Genomic DNA, 18295 nt, shown 5'->3' with positions numbered 1-18295 from the left:
CCGGAAGCTAAGCCTTACAGCGCCGATGGTACTGCAGGGGGGACCCTGTGGGAGAGTAGGACACCGCCGAACAAATTTTAGGAAAGGCCCACGCCATGACGGCGTGGGCCTTTCTGCATTTACGGGTGTTGTCCGGCTAGAACGTCACGTCCGCAGTGTCGACCGTGCCGCCCTTTCGGCCGGGGGCCTCCTGCCACTGCCAGTAGAGGTTCGTGTGCGAGATGACCTGGTCCGGGGCCGGCGCGCCGTACGCGGTGAGGTCCTCCGTGGTGTGGGCGTCGCCGACCAGGGTCGCGTCGTAACCGCGGACCATCGCTCCGTGCAGGGTGGAGCGGATACAGGCGTCGGTCTGGGCGCCGGTGACGACCACGCGGCCCACGCCGTGTTCGGCCAGGACGGACTCCAGCTCGGTGTCCTCGAAGGAGTCACCGTAGCGCTTGTGGATGAGGGACTCGGTGGCTTCCTCGCGGGTGAGCTCCGGGACGTACTGCCAAGCGGCACTGTCCGGCTTCAGCTCGTCGCTGGCGTGCTGGACCCAGATCACCGGGACCGCCTCGGAACGGGCCTTGGTGAGCAGGGTGTTGATGTTGGCGATGACCTCGTCGCGGTTGTGGGAGCTGTCCACCACCCCGTTCTGCACATCCACGATCAGCAGGGCGGTGTTCGGGCGGTTCGGCAGAGTCGTCATGGCGTCCACAGTAGGCGGGGGCACTGACAACGGGCCTTGTGTGAGCGTCGTAAAACGAGGTGAGCGCGGCCGTCGACGGCGGCTACCGTGGCCGTATGAGTGCGATGACCAGCGGTGATTACATTGTTCGTGCGATACGGGCCGAGGAGTGGCAGGCCGTGAAGCGGTTGCGGCTCGTCGCGTTGCGGGACCCGGTGGCCGATATCGCGTTCCTGGAGAGCTATGAGGACGCCCTTGGCCGGCCGGACTCCTTCTATCAGGAACGGGCCGCCCGGTCGGCCCAGGAGCCGAGCGGTGCGCGGCAGTTCATCGCCGAGGCGGCGGACGGCGAATGGGCCGGGAGCGTGACCGTGCTCGTCGAGGAGGCCGGGTCGACGGACTGGGCCGGAGTTCCGGTCGAGCGGCGGCAGGGGCATCTGGTCGGGGTGTTCGTGCGGCCCGAGCACCGTGGGGGCGGGCTGATCAAGGCGCTGTTCGACGCCGGTGTGGCGTGGGCGCGGGAACAGGGTGCCGAGCGGGTGCGGCTGCTGGTGCACGAGGGGAACGCGCGGGCCCAGGGGGCGTACCGCAAGGCGGGGTTCGTGCCGAGCGGTGTACTCGTGCCGTTCGTCAAGGACGAGGCGGAGAACGAGCTGGAGTTCGTTCTGGAGTGGCCGTCCCGGGCACGCGCCTAGACGGGCAGTTCCCGGTGGGGCCAGCGGGAGCGGGCCTGTTCGTGGGAGCGGAGCAGGGCGAGGGTCGGCAGGCCCTGGTCGGCGCCGGTGGCGAGCAGGTCGGGGAGCTGGGGGAGCGGGGCCACGGCCGCGACGTCGTCCAGGACCAGGGTCAGTGGTGGGTCGAGCCGACCGGAGGATGACCGTTCGGCCATGCGCCGGCCGCGCTCGACCACGCTGGAGACGAGGGCCGTCAGGAGGGGCATCGCGCCGGGGTTGGTCCTGGGGTCCTCGATGGATTCACCGACCACATAAAGCGTGCCCCCTTCGGCCACGAAGGAATCCAGGACGAGGGCATCGGATCGGTTGGGTGTGCAGGCCTCGCGGATGTTGACCGTGAAGAGGGCGGCGAGCGCCCTGGCCGTCAACTCCTGGGCGATGTCCCGGCGTTCGGGGTGGGACGTGAGGGCGGCCTCGAGTTCGCCGGCCGCGCCTGGGGCCGCCTTCGGGTGGGTGCGGAGGGTTCGTACGGCGTCCTGGACGCCGGTGCCCTGCGCCCAGCGGTGGACGTGGCGGATCGTGCGGTTCTCCAGGGCGGCGGCGTGCAGGTAGCTGCGCAGGAGCGTTTCGGCCGTGTCGGTGACCGCCTGGTCGATCTTGGCGGTGGGCTTCACGGGGATGAGGAGTGCCTGGGCGCGCAGGACCGCGGTCTGCTTGTCCTCGCAGCCGGCCGTGGGGGACCAGTGGAAGCGGGCCGGGGTGTCGCAGAGGTGGTTCGGGTCGTAGAGGAGGACCGGGCCGAGTTTGGCCCGGGCGTCCTTGGTGTCGGACCAGAGGGCGGGGTTCGAGGTGACGGTGAGGGCGGGGCCGGCCGCGTCGCGGATGGCCTGGGTTGCGGTGGTGTGGCGGGTGTCCCTGGGTGCGACGTGGATTTTCGCCCACCCGACGATCCGTTCACCGTTGGCGGAGGGGTGGGCGTAGAAGCCGTCGGGGGGCGCGCCGGTGTGGTCACCAGCTGCGTGTTCGACTCCCGCTTCCGGGACCGTCGGCGCGGCGACGGTCGTCTCAAGGGCGGTCGGCGTCTGCCTCGGTTCCGGTTCTGTGCGGGGTTCCGGGACCGGCGTCGCCGTAGCCCCGCGCTTCTCCGCCGTCCGTCTTCTTCTCCCCGCGCGCCATCTCGCCACCGTCCCCATCACGAAGACCGTCAGGACCAGCAGGATCATCAGCTGGCCGATGAACAGGCCCCAGAACAGGCCCCATCCCGACAGCTGGGCCGCCGGTGTGTCCGGCCAGGCGCCTGTGATGTCGTGCGGTTCGCCGATGAGGTGGCGCATCGCGAGCGGTGTGTGGGACAGGTCGACGGTCGACGGCCAGGCTCCGTGGGCGAACCAGGACGCCAGGCCGGTCGCCGTCCACACCATTACCGTGATGCCGAGCAGGAACGCGAGTATGCCGATCAGCAGGCCGTCGGGGATGCCGCCGCCGCTCTGCTGTTCGCGCTCCTGCCGGGGGTCCGGTCTCACGATCGGGTCCTCCCTACGCCACCGTCGATTCCGAGTCGCCGAGGTGCTGTTCGACGAAGGCCGCCGCCCGCTGCTCCGCCTCCAGCTCGGCGGCGCGCAGGGCGTCGTCGGCGGCGGCGAGCTGGTCGGCGGACGACTCGGTCATCGCGCGGTCCGTGAAGACGAGCGGACGTTCCGTCTCGGTGATCAGGTGTTTGACCACCTGGACGTTGCCGTTGACGTCCCAGACGGCGATGCCGGGGGTGAGGGTGGGGATGATTTCCACCGCCCAGCGTGGGAGGCCCAGCACCCGGCCGGTGGCGCGCGCCTCGTCCGCTTTCTGGGCGTAGATCGTCCGTGTCGACGCCATCTTCAGGATCGCCGCCGCCTCCTTCGCCGCCGCGCCGTCGACGACGTCGGAGAGGTGGTGGACGACCGCGACGAAGGAGAGGCCGAGCCGGCGGCCGAACTTGAGCAGGCGCTGGAAGAGCTGGGCGACGAAGGGGCTGTTGATGATGTGCCAGGCTTCCTCGACCAGGAAGATGCGCTTCTTGCGGTCGGGGCGGATCCAGGTGTGCTCCAGCCACACGCCGACGATCGCCATCAGGATGGGCATGGCGATGGAGTTGCGGTCGATGTGGGAGAGGTCGAAGACGATGAGGGGGGCGTCGAGGTCGATGCCGACCGTGGTCGGGCCGTCGAACATGCCCCTCAGGTCACCGTCGACCAGGCGGTCCAGGACCAGGGCCACGTCCAGGCCCCAGGCGCGTACGTCGTCTATGGCGACGTTCATCGACTCCGCGGACTCCGGCTCGGGGTGCCGTAGCTGCTCGACGATGTCCATCAGGACCGGCTGGCGGTCCAGGATCGTCTCGTTGACATAGGAGTGGGCGACCTTCAGGGCGAAGCCCGCGCGTTCGTCGAGGCCGTGGCCCATCGCCACTTCGATGATGGTGCGGAGCAGCGCCAGCTGGCCCGTCGTCGTGATCGACGGGTCCAGGGGGTTCAGGCGGATGCCGTGGTTCAGGGCCGCCGTCGGGTCGAGCCGGATGGGTGTTATCCCCAGCTCTTCCGCGATGAGGTTCCACTCGCCGACGCCGTCCTCGCCCTGGGCGTCCAGGACGACGACCTGGCGGTCGCGGAACCGCAGCTGCCGTAGGACGTAGGTCTTCTCCAGGGCCGACTTGCCGTTGCCGGACTCGCCGAGGACCAGCCAGTGCGGGGCCGGGAGCTGCTGGCCGTAGAGCTGGAACGGGTCGTAGATGTAGCCCTTTCCGGAGTACACCTCGCGGCCGATGATCACGCCCGAGTCGCCCAGGCCGGGGGCGGCCGTGGGGAGGTAGACCGCCTGGGCCTGGCCGGTGGAGGTGCGGACCGGGGAGCGGGTCGTCTCGACCTTCCCGAACAGGAAGGACGTGAAGGCTTCGGTGAGGACGGACAGCGGGTCCCTCATCAGCGCATCAGCCTCTACCTTCGGATTCCGGTGGCGAAGGGAAGTGTGTTCACGAAGGCGCGGTGGTGCTCACGGTCGCACCACTCCAGTTTGAGGTACGACTTTCCGGCGGACGCCCTTATCGTGCGCTTGTCGCGGTTGAGGGCCTCCGGGTTACGGGAGGAGACGGTGATGTAGCCGACCAGGTTGACGCCGGCCGCGCCGCTGGCCAGGTCCTCGCCGCGCTGGTCGAGGCGGTTGTGGGCGGCGATGTCGCGGGGGTCGACGGTCCGGTTCATCTTGGCGGCGCGGGACGCCTCCGCCTCGTCGTTGGTCTTCTCCGTGAGCATGCGCTCGATGGCGACCTCGGTGGGTTCGAGGTCCATGGTGACCGCCACCGTGCGGATGACGTCGGGGGTGTGGACGAGGAGCGGAGCGAGGAAGTTGACGCCGACCGGGGTCATCGGCCACTCCTTCACCCAGGCCGTGGCGTGGCACCAGGGCGCGCGGGTGCTCGACTCGCGGGTCTTCGCCTGGAGGAACGTCGGCTCCATGGCGTCCAGTTCGGCTGGCCAGGCGTTGCGCTGGGTCATCGCCTGGATGTGGTCGATGGGGTGGTCCGGGTCGTACATGGAGTGGATGAGGGAGGAGAGACGGCCCTGGCCGAGGGGCTGGCGGACGCGGATGTCCGCCTCCTGGAGGCGGGAGCAGATGTCGGTGAGCTCGCGGGCCATGACGACCGCGAGACCGGCGTCGCGGTCCAGCTTGCGGCCGCCCTGGGGGCGGGCCGCGCGGGCCATCGCCTGGGCCTCGGCGGCCAGTTCGCGGGAGTAGTGCATGCAGGCGACGAGGTAGGCGCGGTGCTGCTCGCTGCTGGTGGAGACCATGGACTGCAGCTGGTCGTACGACTGCGACAGCCAGCCCGGGGCCTTCTCGTCGCCGCGCTGGGCGACGTCCTTGGCGTGGGCGTCGGGGTCGGCGGGGAGGGTGCGGGCGAGCATCTGGAGGCGGGTGACGAAGCCGTCGCCGTTGGCCACGTGCTTGAGGAGGGTGCCGAAGCGGTCGACCAGGGCTTCCTGGTCCTCGGAGTCGCGCAGGCCGACGCCGGGCCCCTCGATCTCGATGGCGGCGGTGACGGTCTTGCGGTCGGCGTGCAGGAGTACGGCGATCTCGTCCGGACCGAACGGGGCGGCGAGCCAGCTGATCCGGCCGATCCCGGGCGGGGGGCCGACCTCGACCTCGCGGCCGTCGATCCGGGTGCCGGCCTCGGCGGCCGTGGAACGGTAGACCGTGCCCTGGCGCAGGGTGCGCTTGAAACTGCGGTTGATCTCGAACCACTTGTAGAACGTGCGGCGCTTGTACGGCACGTAGACCGCCGCCAGCGCGAGCAGCGGGAAGCCCATGAGGAGCACGATCCGCAGGGAGAGGACCGGGACGAGGAGCCCGCACATCATGCCGAGGAACGCGCCCGCGATGATCAGCACGATCTCGCCGGATTCACGGTTCCGGCCGACGATCGCGTTCGGCCGGGCGCGGCCGATCAGATACGTACGGCGGGGCGTGACCGGATGGGACAGATGGGACTCGGTCGTCAACGCCCTTCACCTCCCGAGCTGTTGTTGCGGGTGTTGCTGGCGTGCGGAGTGTTCGCCGGGCTGGGCGCGCGGGGCGCGGGTGCGGCGGAGGGGACAGATCCGCCGCCACCACCGCTCGGGGTGCGCGTGCTGTGCGCGGCTACGCCGCCCGAGGCCGGGTTGGACGGGCGGGCACCGGAGGAGGCGGGAGCCTGGCCTCCGCCGCCGCCGTTGTTGTCGGCGCGGGCGCTGTGCGTCCTGATGCCCTGGGCGACCAGGTTGGCGGGGCTGCTGATGACGGCGGCGGCCTTGCCTTCGGCGCCCTGCATGATGCGGTTGTTGCGGCCGGCCGCGATCTCGTCGCCGAAGCCGGGGACGAAGCGGTAGATCATCGCGCTGGCGAAGATGGCGAGCAGGATGATGGCGAGGCCGGAGACGACGGCGGAGAAGGCGTCGGGGCCGCCGTCGGAGGACAGGGCGCCGGCGAGGCCGAGCACTATCACGATGACCGGCTTGACGAGGATGACGGCGATCATGATGCCGGCCCAGCGGCGGACGTGGCCCCACAGGTTCTTGTCGACGAGGCCGGCGTAGACGACGGTGCCGAGGAGGGCGCCGACGTAGAGCAGGGCGGCCCGGATGACGAGCTCCAGCCACAGCACGCCGGCGGCGAGGATGCTGACCAGGGAGACGACGATCAGCATGATCGGGCCGCCGCCGATGTCGTCGCCCTTGCTGAGGGCGCCGGAGAAGGTGCCGAAGAACGTGTCCGTCTGGTTGCCGGTGGTCTTGGCGAGGACGTCGGTGACGCCGTCGGTGGCCGACACGACGGTGTAGAGGATGAGGGGCGTGAAGGCGGACGCCAGCACCGTCAGCCAGAGGAAGCCGATGGCTTCGGAGATGGCGGTGCTGAGGGGGACCCCGCGCACGGCCCGCTTGGCCACGGCCAGCAGCCACAGGAGGAGGGTGAGGATCGTCGACGCGGCGAAGACGACGGCGTACTGCTGGAGGAACTTCTCGTTGGTGAAGTCGACGTTCGCGGTCTCCTTCACGGCGTCGCTGAGCTTGTCGACGGTCCAGGAGGCGGCCTTCGCACAGCCCTGCGCGAGCGAGGAGAGGGGGTCGAGGGTGGAGGTGAGGGGGTCGGTGGTACCGCCGCTTCCACTGGTGCCGCTGTCGTTCTCGCAGTACTTCTTGGCGGGGCCGGCGATCAGTCCACAGGAGTCGCTGCTGGTCGTGGGCGAGGGACTCGTGGAGGGATCCGCGAAGGCGCGAGTGGCCAGGATGATGGCGGAGGCCTGTACGGAGGCCACCAGGCCGGTCAGTTTGAGTGCACGGTGCTGGCTAGCGGGCATAAGTGAACCCTCCGAACTCCTGGACCGCCTTGCTGATCTCGTCGGACCCGGACACGGGGTTGTCGCCGGTGACTGGAGTCGGGCCGGTCTTCTGGCTGGACTCCAGGACCTTCCAGTCACCGCCGCTCCAGCTGAGTTTCATGGTGACGGTGAACCAGTTGTTGGTCACGGGGGTGGTCGAGGTGGTACCTGCGATGCCGAACAGGCCGTTGCACCAGACCTCGACGGTGGCCGCGCTGTCGCCGTACGACGTCACCTTGGTGCCGACCGGCAGCGTGCGGTCGACGAATGTGCTGCCCGCGGGGGCGGATCCGTCAGTGTTGAGGCCGACCTTCTTCAGGAAATCGGCCGAGTAGTCGGAGTCGAAGCCGGATTGAAGGCTGTTCATCGTGGCGGGATCGGCGATGTTCTGCACGATTGCATGCCGCTCGGTCGTGTTGAACATACTGTCGGAGCCGAGCACCGTCGCGTAGTTCGCCGCCGCACTCTGCGCCCCCTGTGAAGTGTGCGCGAACCCGCTCGGGATTCCCTCGCTGCTCTTCGTCTCCACGGGCTTCGTGCCGCTCGCCGCCGTTGACGAGGTTTTCGGCTGGCCCCCGTTGCCGTTGCCGCTTCCGTTGCCCGTGGCGGACGGCGAGTCGTCGCCCCCGCCCCTGTTCGCGAAGGCGATGGCTGCGATGAGGAGGACGACCACGCCGACGACGGTGACCAGGCTTCTGGAGGAGGAGCGGCCGCCGCGGCGCGAGGCGCCGCCGTACGGGTCGCTCTCGGGCAGGCGGGTGCGGGTGTGGCCCGTATCCGAGTAGCCGGGCTCGTCTCCGAGGCTCATGCCGCGTACTCCCCCTCCACGTCGTACCGGAACGCGTAGCAGTACGACGGTAGCCGTGCTGGTTCCCGCGCGGGCGCGGTGTGGTGACTCGACATCAGGGAAACGCAACCTCGGAGCGGGGGAAAGGGAGGTGCAGATTGGCTAGACGGCCATGCCGTACACGATCGTGAACAGGGTGCCGAGTGAGCCGATGATGAAGACTCCGGTCAGTCCGGCGATGATGAGGCCCTTGCCCTGTTCGGCACTGAAGGTGTCACGGAGGGCCGTGGCGCCGATGCGCTGTTTGGCGGCGCCCCAGACGGCGATGCCGAGGCAGAGCAGGATGGCGACGGCCATGACCACCTGGATCATCGTCTTCGCCTCGTTGCCCAGGCTGCCGAAGGGGCCCCAGTCCGGAGCGATCCCGCCGATGATGGTGTTGATGTCTCCCTTGTCGGCCGCATAGAACACGTAAGTCACCGCCCCTGGTGGGTAGTTCCGTTCGCCCCTGCCGGGTGCAGAGGTCACGCATCATTCTCGCCGAAAACGTCGCCGGAGTATGTCGACTTGACGTCATCGATTGGCGGGTTTCGTACGAAAGGCTCGTACGGTCACTCTGTGTATCACGGCAGGTCACGCCGGGCAATGAGGCCTGAGCGGAACCTGTCGTGTGGTTCCGTCGTTGACCCCCTCTATGACCTGGCACGTTTGATGGCGGCCGGTCGGGTGAGGGGTCGAGACGATGTTCTCACGGTAGTCATGGGGAAATGGCCAGTGGGCCCCGGCACCGGCCGGGGCCCACTGGCTTTCTGAGGTCGTGTCAGCCCGCGAAGGCCGTGACGCCCTCCGGGGTGCCCCAGCCGGTCGGACCGTCGTAGCCGGTCGTGGCGGTGCAGTAGTACGAGGTGGTGCAGGTGCCGTTGTTGCCGCTGGTCACGTCGTTGAGGTACGAGGTGCCGGCGTAGCTGTACGGGAACTTGGCCGGGTAGGAGCCGCTGGACGGGGTGCCGGCCAGGGCGTAGACGCCGGCGATGATCGGCGCGGAGACGCTGGTGCCGCCGAAGGTGTACCAGCCGGCGGTGACGCCGTAGGAGTCGTAGACGGAGACGCCGGTGGCCGGGTCGGCGACCGCGGAGACGTCGGAGATCATGCGCTTGGTGCAGGTGGTGTCGGTCTGCCAGGTGGGCTTGGCGTCGTAGGAGGAGCAGCCGGAGCCGGTGCCCTCGGTGCTCGACGTCTTCCACACGGTCTCGGTCCAGCCGCGGGTGGTGGAGGAGGTGGCGAGCTTGGTGCCGCCGACCGAGGTGACGTACTTGGAGGCGGCCGGGTACTCGGCGCCGTAGCCGCTGTCACCGGCGGAGACGGTGATGGCGACACCGGTGTGGTTGAAGTACGAGGAGTCGTACGAGGTGTCGGACGAGGACTCGCTGCCGCCGTAGCTGTTGGAGACGAACTTGGCGCCCAGGGTGACCGCCTCGTTCACCGCGGTGCCCAGGTTGGCCATGGTGGCGCTGGTCGCCTCGACGAGCAGGATCTTGCAGTTCGGGCAGATCGCGGAGGCCATGTCGAGGTCGAGGGAGATCTCCTCGGACCAGCCGGCGTCGGACGAGGGCAGGGAGGTCGTCGAGCCGGTCTGGCTGACCTTCTTGAAGCAGCCGTTGGCCGTGGTGCAGGCGGAGAGGCCGTAGTACGAGCGGTAGGTCGCCAGGTCGGTCTCGGCGTTGGGGTCGTTGTACGCGTCGACGATCGCGATGGTCTCGCCCGAGCCGTTGGAGGCGGCGGCGGAGGTCAGGCCGTAGGCCGCCCGGAGGTTGGTCGGGCTGTAGCCGGAGGGGGTGGTCGCGTCGGCGGCCTTGGGGGTGATGCCGGTCTTCGCGGCCTGCTGCTTCTGGGCGGCGGTGAGGCCGCCGGTGACGCGGTAGGAGTTGCAGGCGAGTTCACCCGTGTGCTTGGGGGTGGCACAGGGGGTCGCGGTGTAGGTCACCTTGGCGGAGGAGACGGAAGATGCCGCGTCGGCCTGGACGGCGGTGCCGAATCCGGTGAGCAGCAGTGCGGCCGTGGCCGCCGCCGCTGTGCCGATGCGGCGCCAGCTACCGCGTATGGAGGGTCTGTTGGGGGGAGTGGAACGCATGCGTGCAGCCTCCTGAGTTCCGGTACGGGGTTGGAACAGGGGCGGTGCGGGTGCGATCTGGTGAGACCTCTTGCGTGGTGGTGCGACCTGTTGCGTGGTGGTGCGAAAGACCGTCGGTACGGGTTCCCCGGCGGTCGGGCGGCGGCCCGCGAAGAGAATCCTTTGTTGAGTACGCGACAACAAGGGGCTACAGGAATCATGACTTCCGCATTGCCGAACGGGGCGTTCGCGTGACCCGTCGATGGCCGCTCGTTGTCTTGCGGGTGACGGGCACTTGACTCAACTCACAGGCACTTCAAGGGAGGCGCCAAGGTGTTCAGGGACGTGAAAAACGGGTCACGGCCGGCTGCCGTGACCCGTTTCCCTTTCTGCGCCGCCGAGGGGACCCCACGTCCCCCTCACGGTGGCGGCTCCCCGTGACCCGACGGGGAGGTCTTGCCGGGGCCTAGCCGGTGAAGGCGTCGGTCCCTTCCGGAGTGCCCCAGCCGGTCGGGCCGTCGTAGCCCGACGTGGCGGTGCAGAAGTACGACGTGGAGCACGAGCCGTTGGTGCCGCTCGTCACGTCGTTCAGGGCGGAGGTGCCCGCCGCCGCGTACGGGTACTGGGCCGGGTAGTCGCTGCTGCCCGGGGTGCCGGCCAGGGCGTAGACCGAGGCGATGATCGGCGAGGAGGCGCTGGTGCCGCCGTAGGTGTTCCAGCCGGTGCCGTCGGCGCCGTAGGAGTCGTAGACGGAGACGCCGGTGGCCGGGTCGGCGACCGCGGAGACGTCGGCGATCATGCGCTTGGTGCAGCCGGTGTCGGTCTGCCAGGTGGGCTTGGCGTCGTAGGCGGAGCAGCCGGAGCCGGTGCCCTCGGTGGAGCTGGTCTTCCAGACGCTCTCGGTCCAGCCGCGGCTGGTGGAGGAGGTCTTGAGGGCGGTGCCGCCGACGGCGGTCACGTAGCGGGAGCCGGCCGGGTACTCGGCGCCGTAGCCCTCGTCGCCGGCGCTCGCGGTGATGGCCACGCCCGCGTGCTTGTAGTACGAGGTGTCGTACGACGTGTCCGACGACGACTCGGCGCCGCCGTAGCTGTTGGAGACGAACTTGGCGCCCAGCTTGACGGCCTCGTTCACCGCGGTGCCCAGGTTGGCGTCGGAGGCGGACTTGGCCTCGACGAGCAGGATGTTGCAGTTCGGGCAGGTCGCGCTGACCATGTCGAGGTCGAGGGACTCCTCACCGGCCCAGCCGCTGTCGGCGGTGGGGAGCGAGGTCGTGGAGCCCGTCTGGCTGACCTTCTTGAAGCAGCCGTTGGCCGTGGTGCAGGCGGAGAGGCCGTAGTACGAACGGTAGGTCGCCAGGTCCGCCTCGGCGTTCGGGTCGTCGTACGCGTCGACGATCGCGACGGTCTCGCCCGAGCCGTTCGAGGCGGCGGCGGAGGTCAGGCCGTAGGCCGACTGGAGGTCCGAAGGGCCGTATCCGGTGGGGGAGTCGGACGCGGCGTCCGGCTTGACGGTCTTCGGTGTCACGCCCTTGAGCGCGGCCTGCTTCTCCATGAAGGCGGTGGTGCCGCCGGTGACCCGCAGGGCGTCGCACGCGGCGAAGCCCTTCTTCGGGGTGGCGCCGCAGCCGGCCTTCTCGTACTGGACATGGGCCTTGGCGACCTGGGCGGCGATGGCCTTGGTGCTGACCTTGTGGGCCGTGGTGGCGGTGGCCGCGGTGGCGTGCGCCGCGGTGCCGAGCCCGGCGACGAGCAGGGCGGCGGTGGCCGCGGCTGCCGAGCCGACGCGGCGCCATCTGCCGCGTATGTGGGGGGTGGTGGGGGTGGTCGTACGCAACGTACAGCCTCCTGGAAGAGGGGGAGAGAGGCCTGCGAGTGGGGGCCACCGGTGTGGTTGCCGGTGGGGGCGGCGGCCCGCGACGACCATCGCGTTGTTGGGTACGCGACAACAAGGTGGGTTTCGGAATCCTGACTTCCGCGTTACTGAAGGGCGGCCCGGGGTTACTGATCATTGGGCCGCGGATGGCCGGAAGTTGGGCTCCGGTTGACCTGGGGCGCGCTCGCGGCAGGGACTCAATGCGCGTTGACGGGGCATTGAGGGCATGGCCGAAGAGTGGTTTTCCGGGCTTTTTCCCACCGTTGCGGGCCCGGCCGGCCTGTCGCGTCTGTCGCGTCTGTCGGGCCTGCCGGTCCGGCCAGGTCTTCCGGTCCTGTCTGGCCTTCCGGTCCTGTCAGGTCGGCCGGTCTCGTCAGGTCTTCCGGTCCTGTCGGGGCTTCAGGCCGTGCAGTACGAGGTGGACATGTTCGTCGAGTCCGGCCAGGGCCTCCTGGGCCGGCAGGGCGCAGCCGGCGATGAGGGCGGCGAGGCCGTGGATGCTCGCGGCCGCGACGAGGGTGAGCCGCTCCGGATCGCCCTCGACGATCTCGCCCCGGGCCTGCGCGTCCGCGATCAGCCTGGTGAAGGACCCCAGGGACACGTCGATCACCTCGGCGGTCTGCACGGAGCTCTCCGGGTCGTGCTTGCGCGCGAACATCAGCTCCAGCAGCTCGGGGTGGTCCACCGCGAAGGTGAGATAGGCCCGGGCCAGGGCGCTGACCCGCGGTTCGAGGGAGGCGGCCGGGTCGTCGGCCGCCTCCAGGGTGTGCTGCAGACGGTCGTACCCGCTGAGTGCGAGCGCGTCCAGCAGGGCCTGCTTGTCCTTGAAGTGCCGGCCGGGGGCGGCGTGGCTCACCCCGATGTCGCGGGCCAGTTCGCGCAGGGACAGTGCGGCGGCACCCTTCTCGCGCAGGGTGCGTTCGGCGCTGGCGAGCAGGGCGGCGCGCAGGTCTCCGTGGTGGTAGGGGCGACTTTGCGGCATGGGTGTCATCGTAACCCGATGTTGGCGGTGCCATCTTTATTGTCACCGTCAGCCTTGTTGACGTTGCCATCTTTGTTGTCATTGACAGCATTGTTGGCGACGCCTACATTGGCGGGCATGGCTGAGAAAACTGGCACATGGAACGCGTCCCATCTCCCCGACCTCTCCGGCCGTACGGCCGTGGTCACCGGTGCCAACAGCGGCATCGGCTTCACCGCCGCGGACGCGCTGGCCCGGTCCGGCGCGCATGTGGTGTTCGCGGTACGGGACCCCGAGCGCGGGCGCGCGGCCGCCGCGCGGGTGAACGGCAGCACGGAGGTGCGCCGCCTGGACCTGGCGGACCTGGCCTCGGTACGGGAGTTCGCGGCGGGCTGGGACCGGCCGCTGCACCTCCTGATCAACAACGCGGGCGTGATGATGCTCCCGGAGCAGTCCACCAAGGACGGCTTCGAGATGCAGTTCGGCACGAACCACCTGGGCCACTTCGCGCTGACGAACCTGCTGCTGCCGTACCTCGAGGACCGGGTGGTGACGGTCTCCTCCGGACTGCACCGCAGCGGCGACGGCGTGATCCACTTCGACGACGTCAACCTGCGCGGCACCTACAACCCGAGCCGCGCCTACGCCCAGTCCAAGCTGGCGAACCTCCTGTTCACCCTGGAGCTCCAGCGTCGTCTGACGGAGGCCGGCTCCCCGGTCCGCGCGCTGGCCGCCCACCCCGGCTACGCGGCCACCAACCTGCAGAGCCACACCGCCAACCCGGTCACCCGGCTCGGCATGCGCCTCGGCAACCTGCTCGTCGCCCAGAGCGACCGCGGGGGCACGCTCCCCACGCTGTACGCGGCGACCCAGGACCTGCCCGGCGCCAGCTACGTCGGCCCGAGCGGCTTCGGGGAGATGCGGGGCGCACCGGCGCTGGCGGGCCGTAGCGCGGCGGCGAGCGACCCGGTGGCGGCCCGCAGGCTGTGGACGCTGTCGGAGGAGATGACGGGGGTGACATGGCCGCTCGGGGCCGAGGCCGTGTGACCGCCGTCCGGTACACCGACCCCCGGTACACCGCCGTCCAGTGCACCGTCCATGGGCCGTCTCTCAGTACCCGGACGCCCGTCGGGCCGTCCGCGCCCGCCGGATACGGTGAGCCGGTACGACGGATACGACGGTCCTCCGGGAGGTGGCCGGATGAGCGGGGGCGTGGACTTCACGCTCGGCGGCCGTACGGCCCTGGTGACCGGCTCCGTGCGCGGACTGGGCCTGGAGATGGCCTGGGGGCTGGCCGGCGCCGGTGCGCGGGTGATCCTCAACGGCCGTGACCCGGTGGCGCTGGAGGCGGCGGCCGGGGCGCTCCGCGACGAGGGGCTCGACGCGGTGGGCGCGGCGTTCGACGTGACCGACCGGGAGGCCGCCGAGGCTGCGGTGACCGGCCTCGGTGCGATCGACATCCTGGTCAACAACGTGGGCCAACGCGACCGGCGCGGGGTCCACGAGATGACTCCGGACGAGCTGTCCGCGCTCCTCGACGTCCACCTGACCTCGGCGTACGCGCTGAGCCAGACGGTCGCCCGGGGCCTGGCGGCCCGTGACACCCCGGGCCGCATCGTCAACGTCTCGTCGGTCGTCGGCCAGTTGGGCCGCACCGGTGACGTCGCCTACGCCACGGCGAAGGCGGGCCTGGACGGTCTGACCCGGGCCCTGGCGGCCGACCTCGGACCCAGCGGCACGACGGTGAACTCGGTGGCTCCGGGCACGTTCGCGACGGACGTCAACGCGGAGCTCGCGCAGGACCCGGAGTGGGCGCGATGGCTGCGCACCCGCACGGCCCTGGGCCGCTGGGGCCGCCCGGCCGAGATCGCCGGCGTCGTCGTCTTCCTGGCGAGCGACGCGGCGTCCTTCATCACGGGCCAGACCATCGCGGTGGACGGCGGGATGACCACGACGTTCTGAGCGGGGGGCGCCGGAGGCACATTCCTCAGCCGTGGAGTCGCCTTCGCCGTGAGACTCGCGAGCCGCTCATGCTCGGACATGCAACGCGGTCTCGGACTGACCCCGCATCCGGAATACCAGCTCCGTGCCGGATACCGCCGCCACAAGAAACACCTGTACGGGCGATTCGGGCAGTCCGGTCCTCGCCGTCGGCGCCAGTGCGGCGGTGGTGGGGCTGGTGAGCTGGGGGCCGAGTTGCCCTATCGGCGATGCCGGAGTGTACGTACGCGTCGCATCATTGCGGAACCGGATCGGATCAGCCCACGGACTCCAGGTTCTGTCCGCTTCCGTCATGAAGTCAGGCGGGTGCCGACTCGTGGGGCGTCTCGGTGCTGCGCGAGCCGGGCGCGTCCAGGGGCGGGAAGCTGCTGTGGGCCGAGTGTCGGTGAGTGCGGTGAGCGCGGTTCACGGATAAATCTCAGTGAAGCGGGGAGCCGTTTCTCACCTTTGTGGGACACAGTGGGGGCTGATGAAGCGCACCTCACGCATCCCTTCCGTCTCGCGCCGTGTCGCGCTCGGCGCGGCGATCGTGCTTGCCGCCACCTCGGCCTCCGTGGCGGCCGCCGATGACGGGCCCGGGCCGTTCGGGGTGACCGCGATGGTCGGGCCGACCGCGGAGAGCGCGAGGATCGGGGCGCTGTTCACCGCCGACACGGCCGGGAGCCTGGCCGGGCACCACTTCTGCACCGCCTCCGTCGTGCACAGCCCGCGGCGGGACCTGATCGTCAGTGCCGCGCACTGCGTCGACGGGGACGACACCACCGGGCTGGTCTTCGTGCCGGGGTACCGGGACGGGCAGGCGCCGTACGGGGTGTGGAAGGTGGGGAGGCGGTACCTGCCCGACGGGTGGGCGAAGGGGCAGGACGAGGACAGCGATGTGGCCTTCGCCGTCGTGGACGAGCTGGGTGGTAAGAGGGTCGAGGAGGTGACCGGGGCCAATAGGTTCGTCAGCGGCATGGCCACCGGGGCCACCGCCGTGACCGTCACCGGGTATCCCGACTCCCGTGAGGTGCCCATCAGTTGTACCAACAAGCCCGTCGCCCACAGCGCCACTCAGCAGCGGATCGACTGTCCCGAGTTCACGGGGGGTACCAGCGGGAGCCCCTGGGTGAACGGCGACCATCAGGTGGTCGGGGTGCTGGGCGGGCACCAGCAGGGCGGGGCGACCGCCGACACGTCCTACAGTGTCGTGCTCGGGAGCGAGGCCGGCGAGCTGTACAACGACGCCGTAGGGGACTGACGCGCCGGGCTGATACGGCGTCATGTGCGCCGTCCTGCTGTGAAATAGCGCCACTCTCGGTCGAAATGGCGTTGAACAGCCCTGACATGGGGGAGGGTTGGGGTGTGCGGAAAGTATGGGTGGTCGGCGGCGCGGCGGTCGGGCTCGGGCTGAGCTTCGTCATGCTGCTCGTCGTGGGGGTGTACGTCGTCGCCGGGAACCTGCTGGGCGGTGCCGGCGGTGCCACCAGGGCGCTGGCCAAGGGGGCCGTGCCGGCCGCCTACTCCACACTCGTGCAGAAGTGGGGCAACCTCTGCTCCGCCATCAACCCCGCCCTGCTCGCCGCGCAGCTCTACCAGGAGAGCGGGTTCAACCCGAAGGCGCAGAGCGCGGCGGCCGCGCAGGGGATAGCGCAGTTCATCCCGGGGACCTGGGCCACCCACGGCATCGACGGCGACGGCGACGGCGACCGCGACGTCTGGGACCCGAATGACGCGATTCCGTCGGCCGCCTCCTACGACTGCCAGCTCGCCTCGTACGTCAAGGACGTCCCCGGCAACGTCTCCGAGAACATGCTCGCCGCCTACAACGCGGGCGCGTACGCGGTCATCCAGTACAAGGGTGTACCGCCGTACAAGGAGACCCAGAACTACGTCAGGACGATCACCACTCTCGAGGACAGCTTCGCCGCGCCCGTCAGCCGGCTCTCCCCGACCAGGCAGGCCGCCGGCGCCATCGAGTACGCCCAGAAGAAGCTCGGCACCCCCTACCGCTGGGGCGGCAACGGCACAGCTCAGGACGGCGGCCGGTTCGACTGCTCGGGGCTGACCAAGGCGGCGTACGCGAGTGTGGGGATCACGCTGCCGCGCGTCGCCAACGATCAGTACAACGCCGGTCCGCACCCCTCGCGCAAGGAACTGCTCCCGGGGGACCTGGTCTTCTTCTCCACCGACCTCTCCAACTCCCGCGCCATCCACCACGTGGGGATCTATGTCGGTGGCGGGTACATGATCGACGCGCCCTACACCGGGGCGGTCATCCGGTTCGACCCCATCGACAGCGCCGACTACTTCGGGGCCACCCGGGTCACCGAGGATGGCGCGAAAGCGCTGCCCACCTCGGTGTGAACGGAGCGTATAACCCACCCCCTGAGCTGGGGCTTTGTGTCTCTCTTCGATAACGTCTGCGTGATCATTCGGTGGAAGGTGGAACGTAGTGATGGGGACCGTGCGTTCCTGTTGACGTAGCCGACCACGGGGGTGGCAGCGAGCGGCGCACACGAGGTGCGTCCGGGACGACGACGAAGGGGCCGCAGGCACGATGGCTGTACTCGCCGAATCCGGATCCAACCCCGACGTCGACCTGCTCTACGACATCAACGGCCTGGCCAAGGACGCACCGCACTGGTTCGACCGGGGCGTGGAGTTCGTCGGGGAGTACGGCCTGCTGGTCGCGATGGTGCTGCTGGTGCTGTGGTGCTGGTGGTCCGTGCGGCGCCGGGGGGACGAGGACACCGCGGCCACGACGGCCGCGCTGGTGTGGACGCCGCTCGCCGCCGCGATCGCCGTCCTCGTGAACATCCCCATCCGCGGGTTCGTCGAGCGGCCCCGGCCGTTCCTCACCCACCAGGGGCTCGACGTCCTGGTCTCCGGCAAGACCGACTACTCGTTCGTGAGCGATCACGCCACGATCACCATGGCCCTGGGGATCGGGCTCTTCGTCGCGAACCGGAGGTTCGGGCTCGCGGGGATAGGGCTGGCGCTGGTGGAGGGGTTTTGCCGGGTGTACATGGGCGTGCACTACCCGACGGACGTGGTCGGGGGGTTCGCCCTCGGCACGGCGGTCGTGCTCCTGCTGTCTCCGCTGGCCGCGGCTGTGCTGACGCCGGTGATGAAGGCGGTGGAGTCGTCGCCGAGGGTGGGGTGGATCGTGCGGGGGCGATCCGTGACGGTGGGGTTGGTACCGGGAACTCGTACGCCGATGGACCCGGAGGAACGAGACCTGGCGGCGTAGCCGGGTGGGGTGGGGGCGCTTACCGGCGCTTGCAATCGTGCCTCCCCCAGTGCCTGGGGGCACCTCCCAGGCCCTTGAGGCACTGGGGGAGGCACGACTGCCCGCA

17 protein-coding genes are annotated in these 18295 nt (G+C 69.8%); 7 read left to right on the top strand and 10 right to left on the bottom strand.

Features of this window, described 5'->3' with window-relative positions:
• Window positions 1–136: 136 nt before the first annotated feature.
• On the bottom strand, window positions 137–688 hold the full coding sequence (locus AB0D59_RS50505; protein WP_362579775.1) for an isochorismatase family protein: 552 nt from the start codon (window positions 686–688) through the stop codon (window positions 137–139).
• 104 nt (window positions 689–792) lie between these two features.
• On the opposite strand from AB0D59_RS50505, the gene AB0D59_RS50500 reads away from it, so the two are divergent.
• Window positions 793–1362, top strand: coding sequence for a GNAT family N-acetyltransferase (locus AB0D59_RS50500; protein ID WP_362579778.1), 570 nt, complete (start codon window positions 793–795; stop codon window positions 1360–1362).
• On the opposite strand, the gene AB0D59_RS50495 is transcribed toward AB0D59_RS50500, so the two are convergent.
• From AB0D59_RS50495 to AB0D59_RS50455, 9 genes are all read right to left on the bottom strand, one after another.
• The gene (locus tag AB0D59_RS50495; protein ID WP_362579772.1) at window positions 1359–2864 is read right to left on the bottom strand and encodes a type IV secretory system conjugative DNA transfer family protein; all 1506 of its coding nucleotides are present in this window, start codon (window positions 2862–2864) and stop codon (window positions 1359–1361) included. The genes AB0D59_RS50500 and AB0D59_RS50495 overlap by 4 nt on opposite strands.
• Window positions 2865–2877: 13 nt before the next feature.
• Window positions 2878–4296, bottom strand: coding sequence for an ATP-binding protein (locus AB0D59_RS50490; protein ID WP_362579770.1), 1419 nt, complete (start codon window positions 4294–4296; stop codon window positions 2878–2880).
• Window positions 4297–4310: 14 nt separating this feature from the next.
• Window positions 4311–5870, bottom strand: coding sequence for an SCO6880 family protein (locus AB0D59_RS50485; RefSeq protein WP_362579767.1), 1560 nt, complete (start codon window positions 5868–5870; stop codon window positions 4311–4313).
• The gene (locus tag AB0D59_RS50480; RefSeq protein ID WP_362579764.1) at window positions 5867–7204 is read right to left on the bottom strand and encodes a hypothetical protein; all 1338 of its coding nucleotides are present in this window, start codon (window positions 7202–7204) and stop codon (window positions 5867–5869) included. Before AB0D59_RS50480 ends, AB0D59_RS50485 begins: the two co-directional genes overlap by 4 nt.
• Window positions 7194–8033 carry a hypothetical protein gene (locus AB0D59_RS50475; RefSeq protein WP_362579761.1) on the bottom strand — a complete coding sequence of 280 codons (840 nt, stop codon included), beginning with the start codon at window positions 8031–8033 and terminating at the stop codon, window positions 7194–7196. Before AB0D59_RS50475 ends, AB0D59_RS50480 begins: the two co-directional genes overlap by 11 nt.
• A gap of 141 nt (window positions 8034–8174) precedes the next feature.
• Window positions 8175–8483 carry a hypothetical protein gene (locus AB0D59_RS50470; protein ID WP_351328461.1) on the bottom strand — a complete coding sequence of 103 codons (309 nt, stop codon included), beginning with the start codon at window positions 8481–8483 and terminating at the stop codon, window positions 8175–8177.
• Window positions 8484–8832: 349 nt separating this feature from the next.
• The gene (locus AB0D59_RS50465; protein WP_362579759.1) at window positions 8833–10143 is read right to left on the bottom strand and encodes a S53 family peptidase; all 1311 of its coding nucleotides are present in this window, start codon (window positions 10141–10143) and stop codon (window positions 8833–8835) included.
• A gap of 445 nt (window positions 10144–10588) precedes the next feature.
• Window positions 10589–11956 carry a S53 family peptidase gene (locus AB0D59_RS50460; protein ID WP_362579757.1) on the bottom strand — a complete coding sequence of 456 codons (1368 nt, stop codon included), beginning with the start codon at window positions 11954–11956 and terminating at the stop codon, window positions 10589–10591.
• A 412-nt stretch (window positions 11957–12368) separates the two neighbouring features.
• Window positions 12369–12986: a TetR/AcrR family transcriptional regulator gene (locus AB0D59_RS50455; protein ID WP_362579755.1), complete on the bottom strand. Its 618-nt coding sequence runs from the start codon at window positions 12984–12986 to the stop codon at window positions 12369–12371.
• Between the two features lie 108 nt (window positions 12987–13094).
• Here AB0D59_RS50455 and AB0D59_RS50450 point away from each other — a divergent pair, with 108 nt between their 5' ends.
• The 6 genes from AB0D59_RS50450 (at window position 13095) to AB0D59_RS50425 (ending at window position 18189) form a co-directional block, all read left to right on the top strand.
• Entirely contained in the window at window positions 13095–14003 is a 909-nt protein-coding gene (locus AB0D59_RS50450) for an oxidoreductase (RefSeq protein WP_362579752.1), read from the top strand.
• Between the two features lie 153 nt (window positions 14004–14156).
• Window positions 14157–14918, top strand: a complete 762-nt coding sequence (locus tag AB0D59_RS50445; protein ID WP_362579749.1) for an SDR family oxidoreductase — start codon at window positions 14157–14159, stop codon at window positions 14916–14918.
• Between the two features lie 124 nt (window positions 14919–15042).
• Window positions 15043–15372, top strand: a complete 330-nt coding sequence (locus tag AB0D59_RS50440) for a trypsin-like serine protease (RefSeq protein ID WP_362579746.1) — start codon at window positions 15043–15045, stop codon at window positions 15370–15372.
• Between the two features lie 54 nt (window positions 15373–15426).
• Window positions 15427–16197: a trypsin-like peptidase domain-containing protein gene (locus AB0D59_RS50435; RefSeq protein WP_362579743.1), complete on the top strand. Its 771-nt coding sequence runs from the start codon at window positions 15427–15429 to the stop codon at window positions 16195–16197.
• Between the two features lie 86 nt (window positions 16198–16283).
• Window positions 16284–17303 carry a bifunctional lytic transglycosylase/C40 family peptidase gene (locus tag AB0D59_RS50430; protein ID WP_362579740.1) on the top strand — a complete coding sequence of 340 codons (1020 nt, stop codon included), beginning with the start codon at window positions 16284–16286 and terminating at the stop codon, window positions 17301–17303.
• A gap of 193 nt (window positions 17304–17496) precedes the next feature.
• A complete protein-coding gene (locus tag AB0D59_RS50425; protein WP_362579737.1) occupies window positions 17497–18189 on the top strand; it encodes a phosphatase PAP2 family protein in 693 nt (230 codons plus the stop codon).
• Window positions 18190–18295 lie beyond the last annotated feature (106 nt).

Source organism: Streptomyces sp. NPDC048417 (assembly GCF_040651615.1).
Taxonomy (GTDB): domain Bacteria; phylum Actinomycetota; class Actinomycetes; order Streptomycetales; family Streptomycetaceae; genus Streptomyces.
Note: the sequence above shows the minus strand (reverse complement) of the source record. Positions and strands in the feature narration are given on the sequence as shown.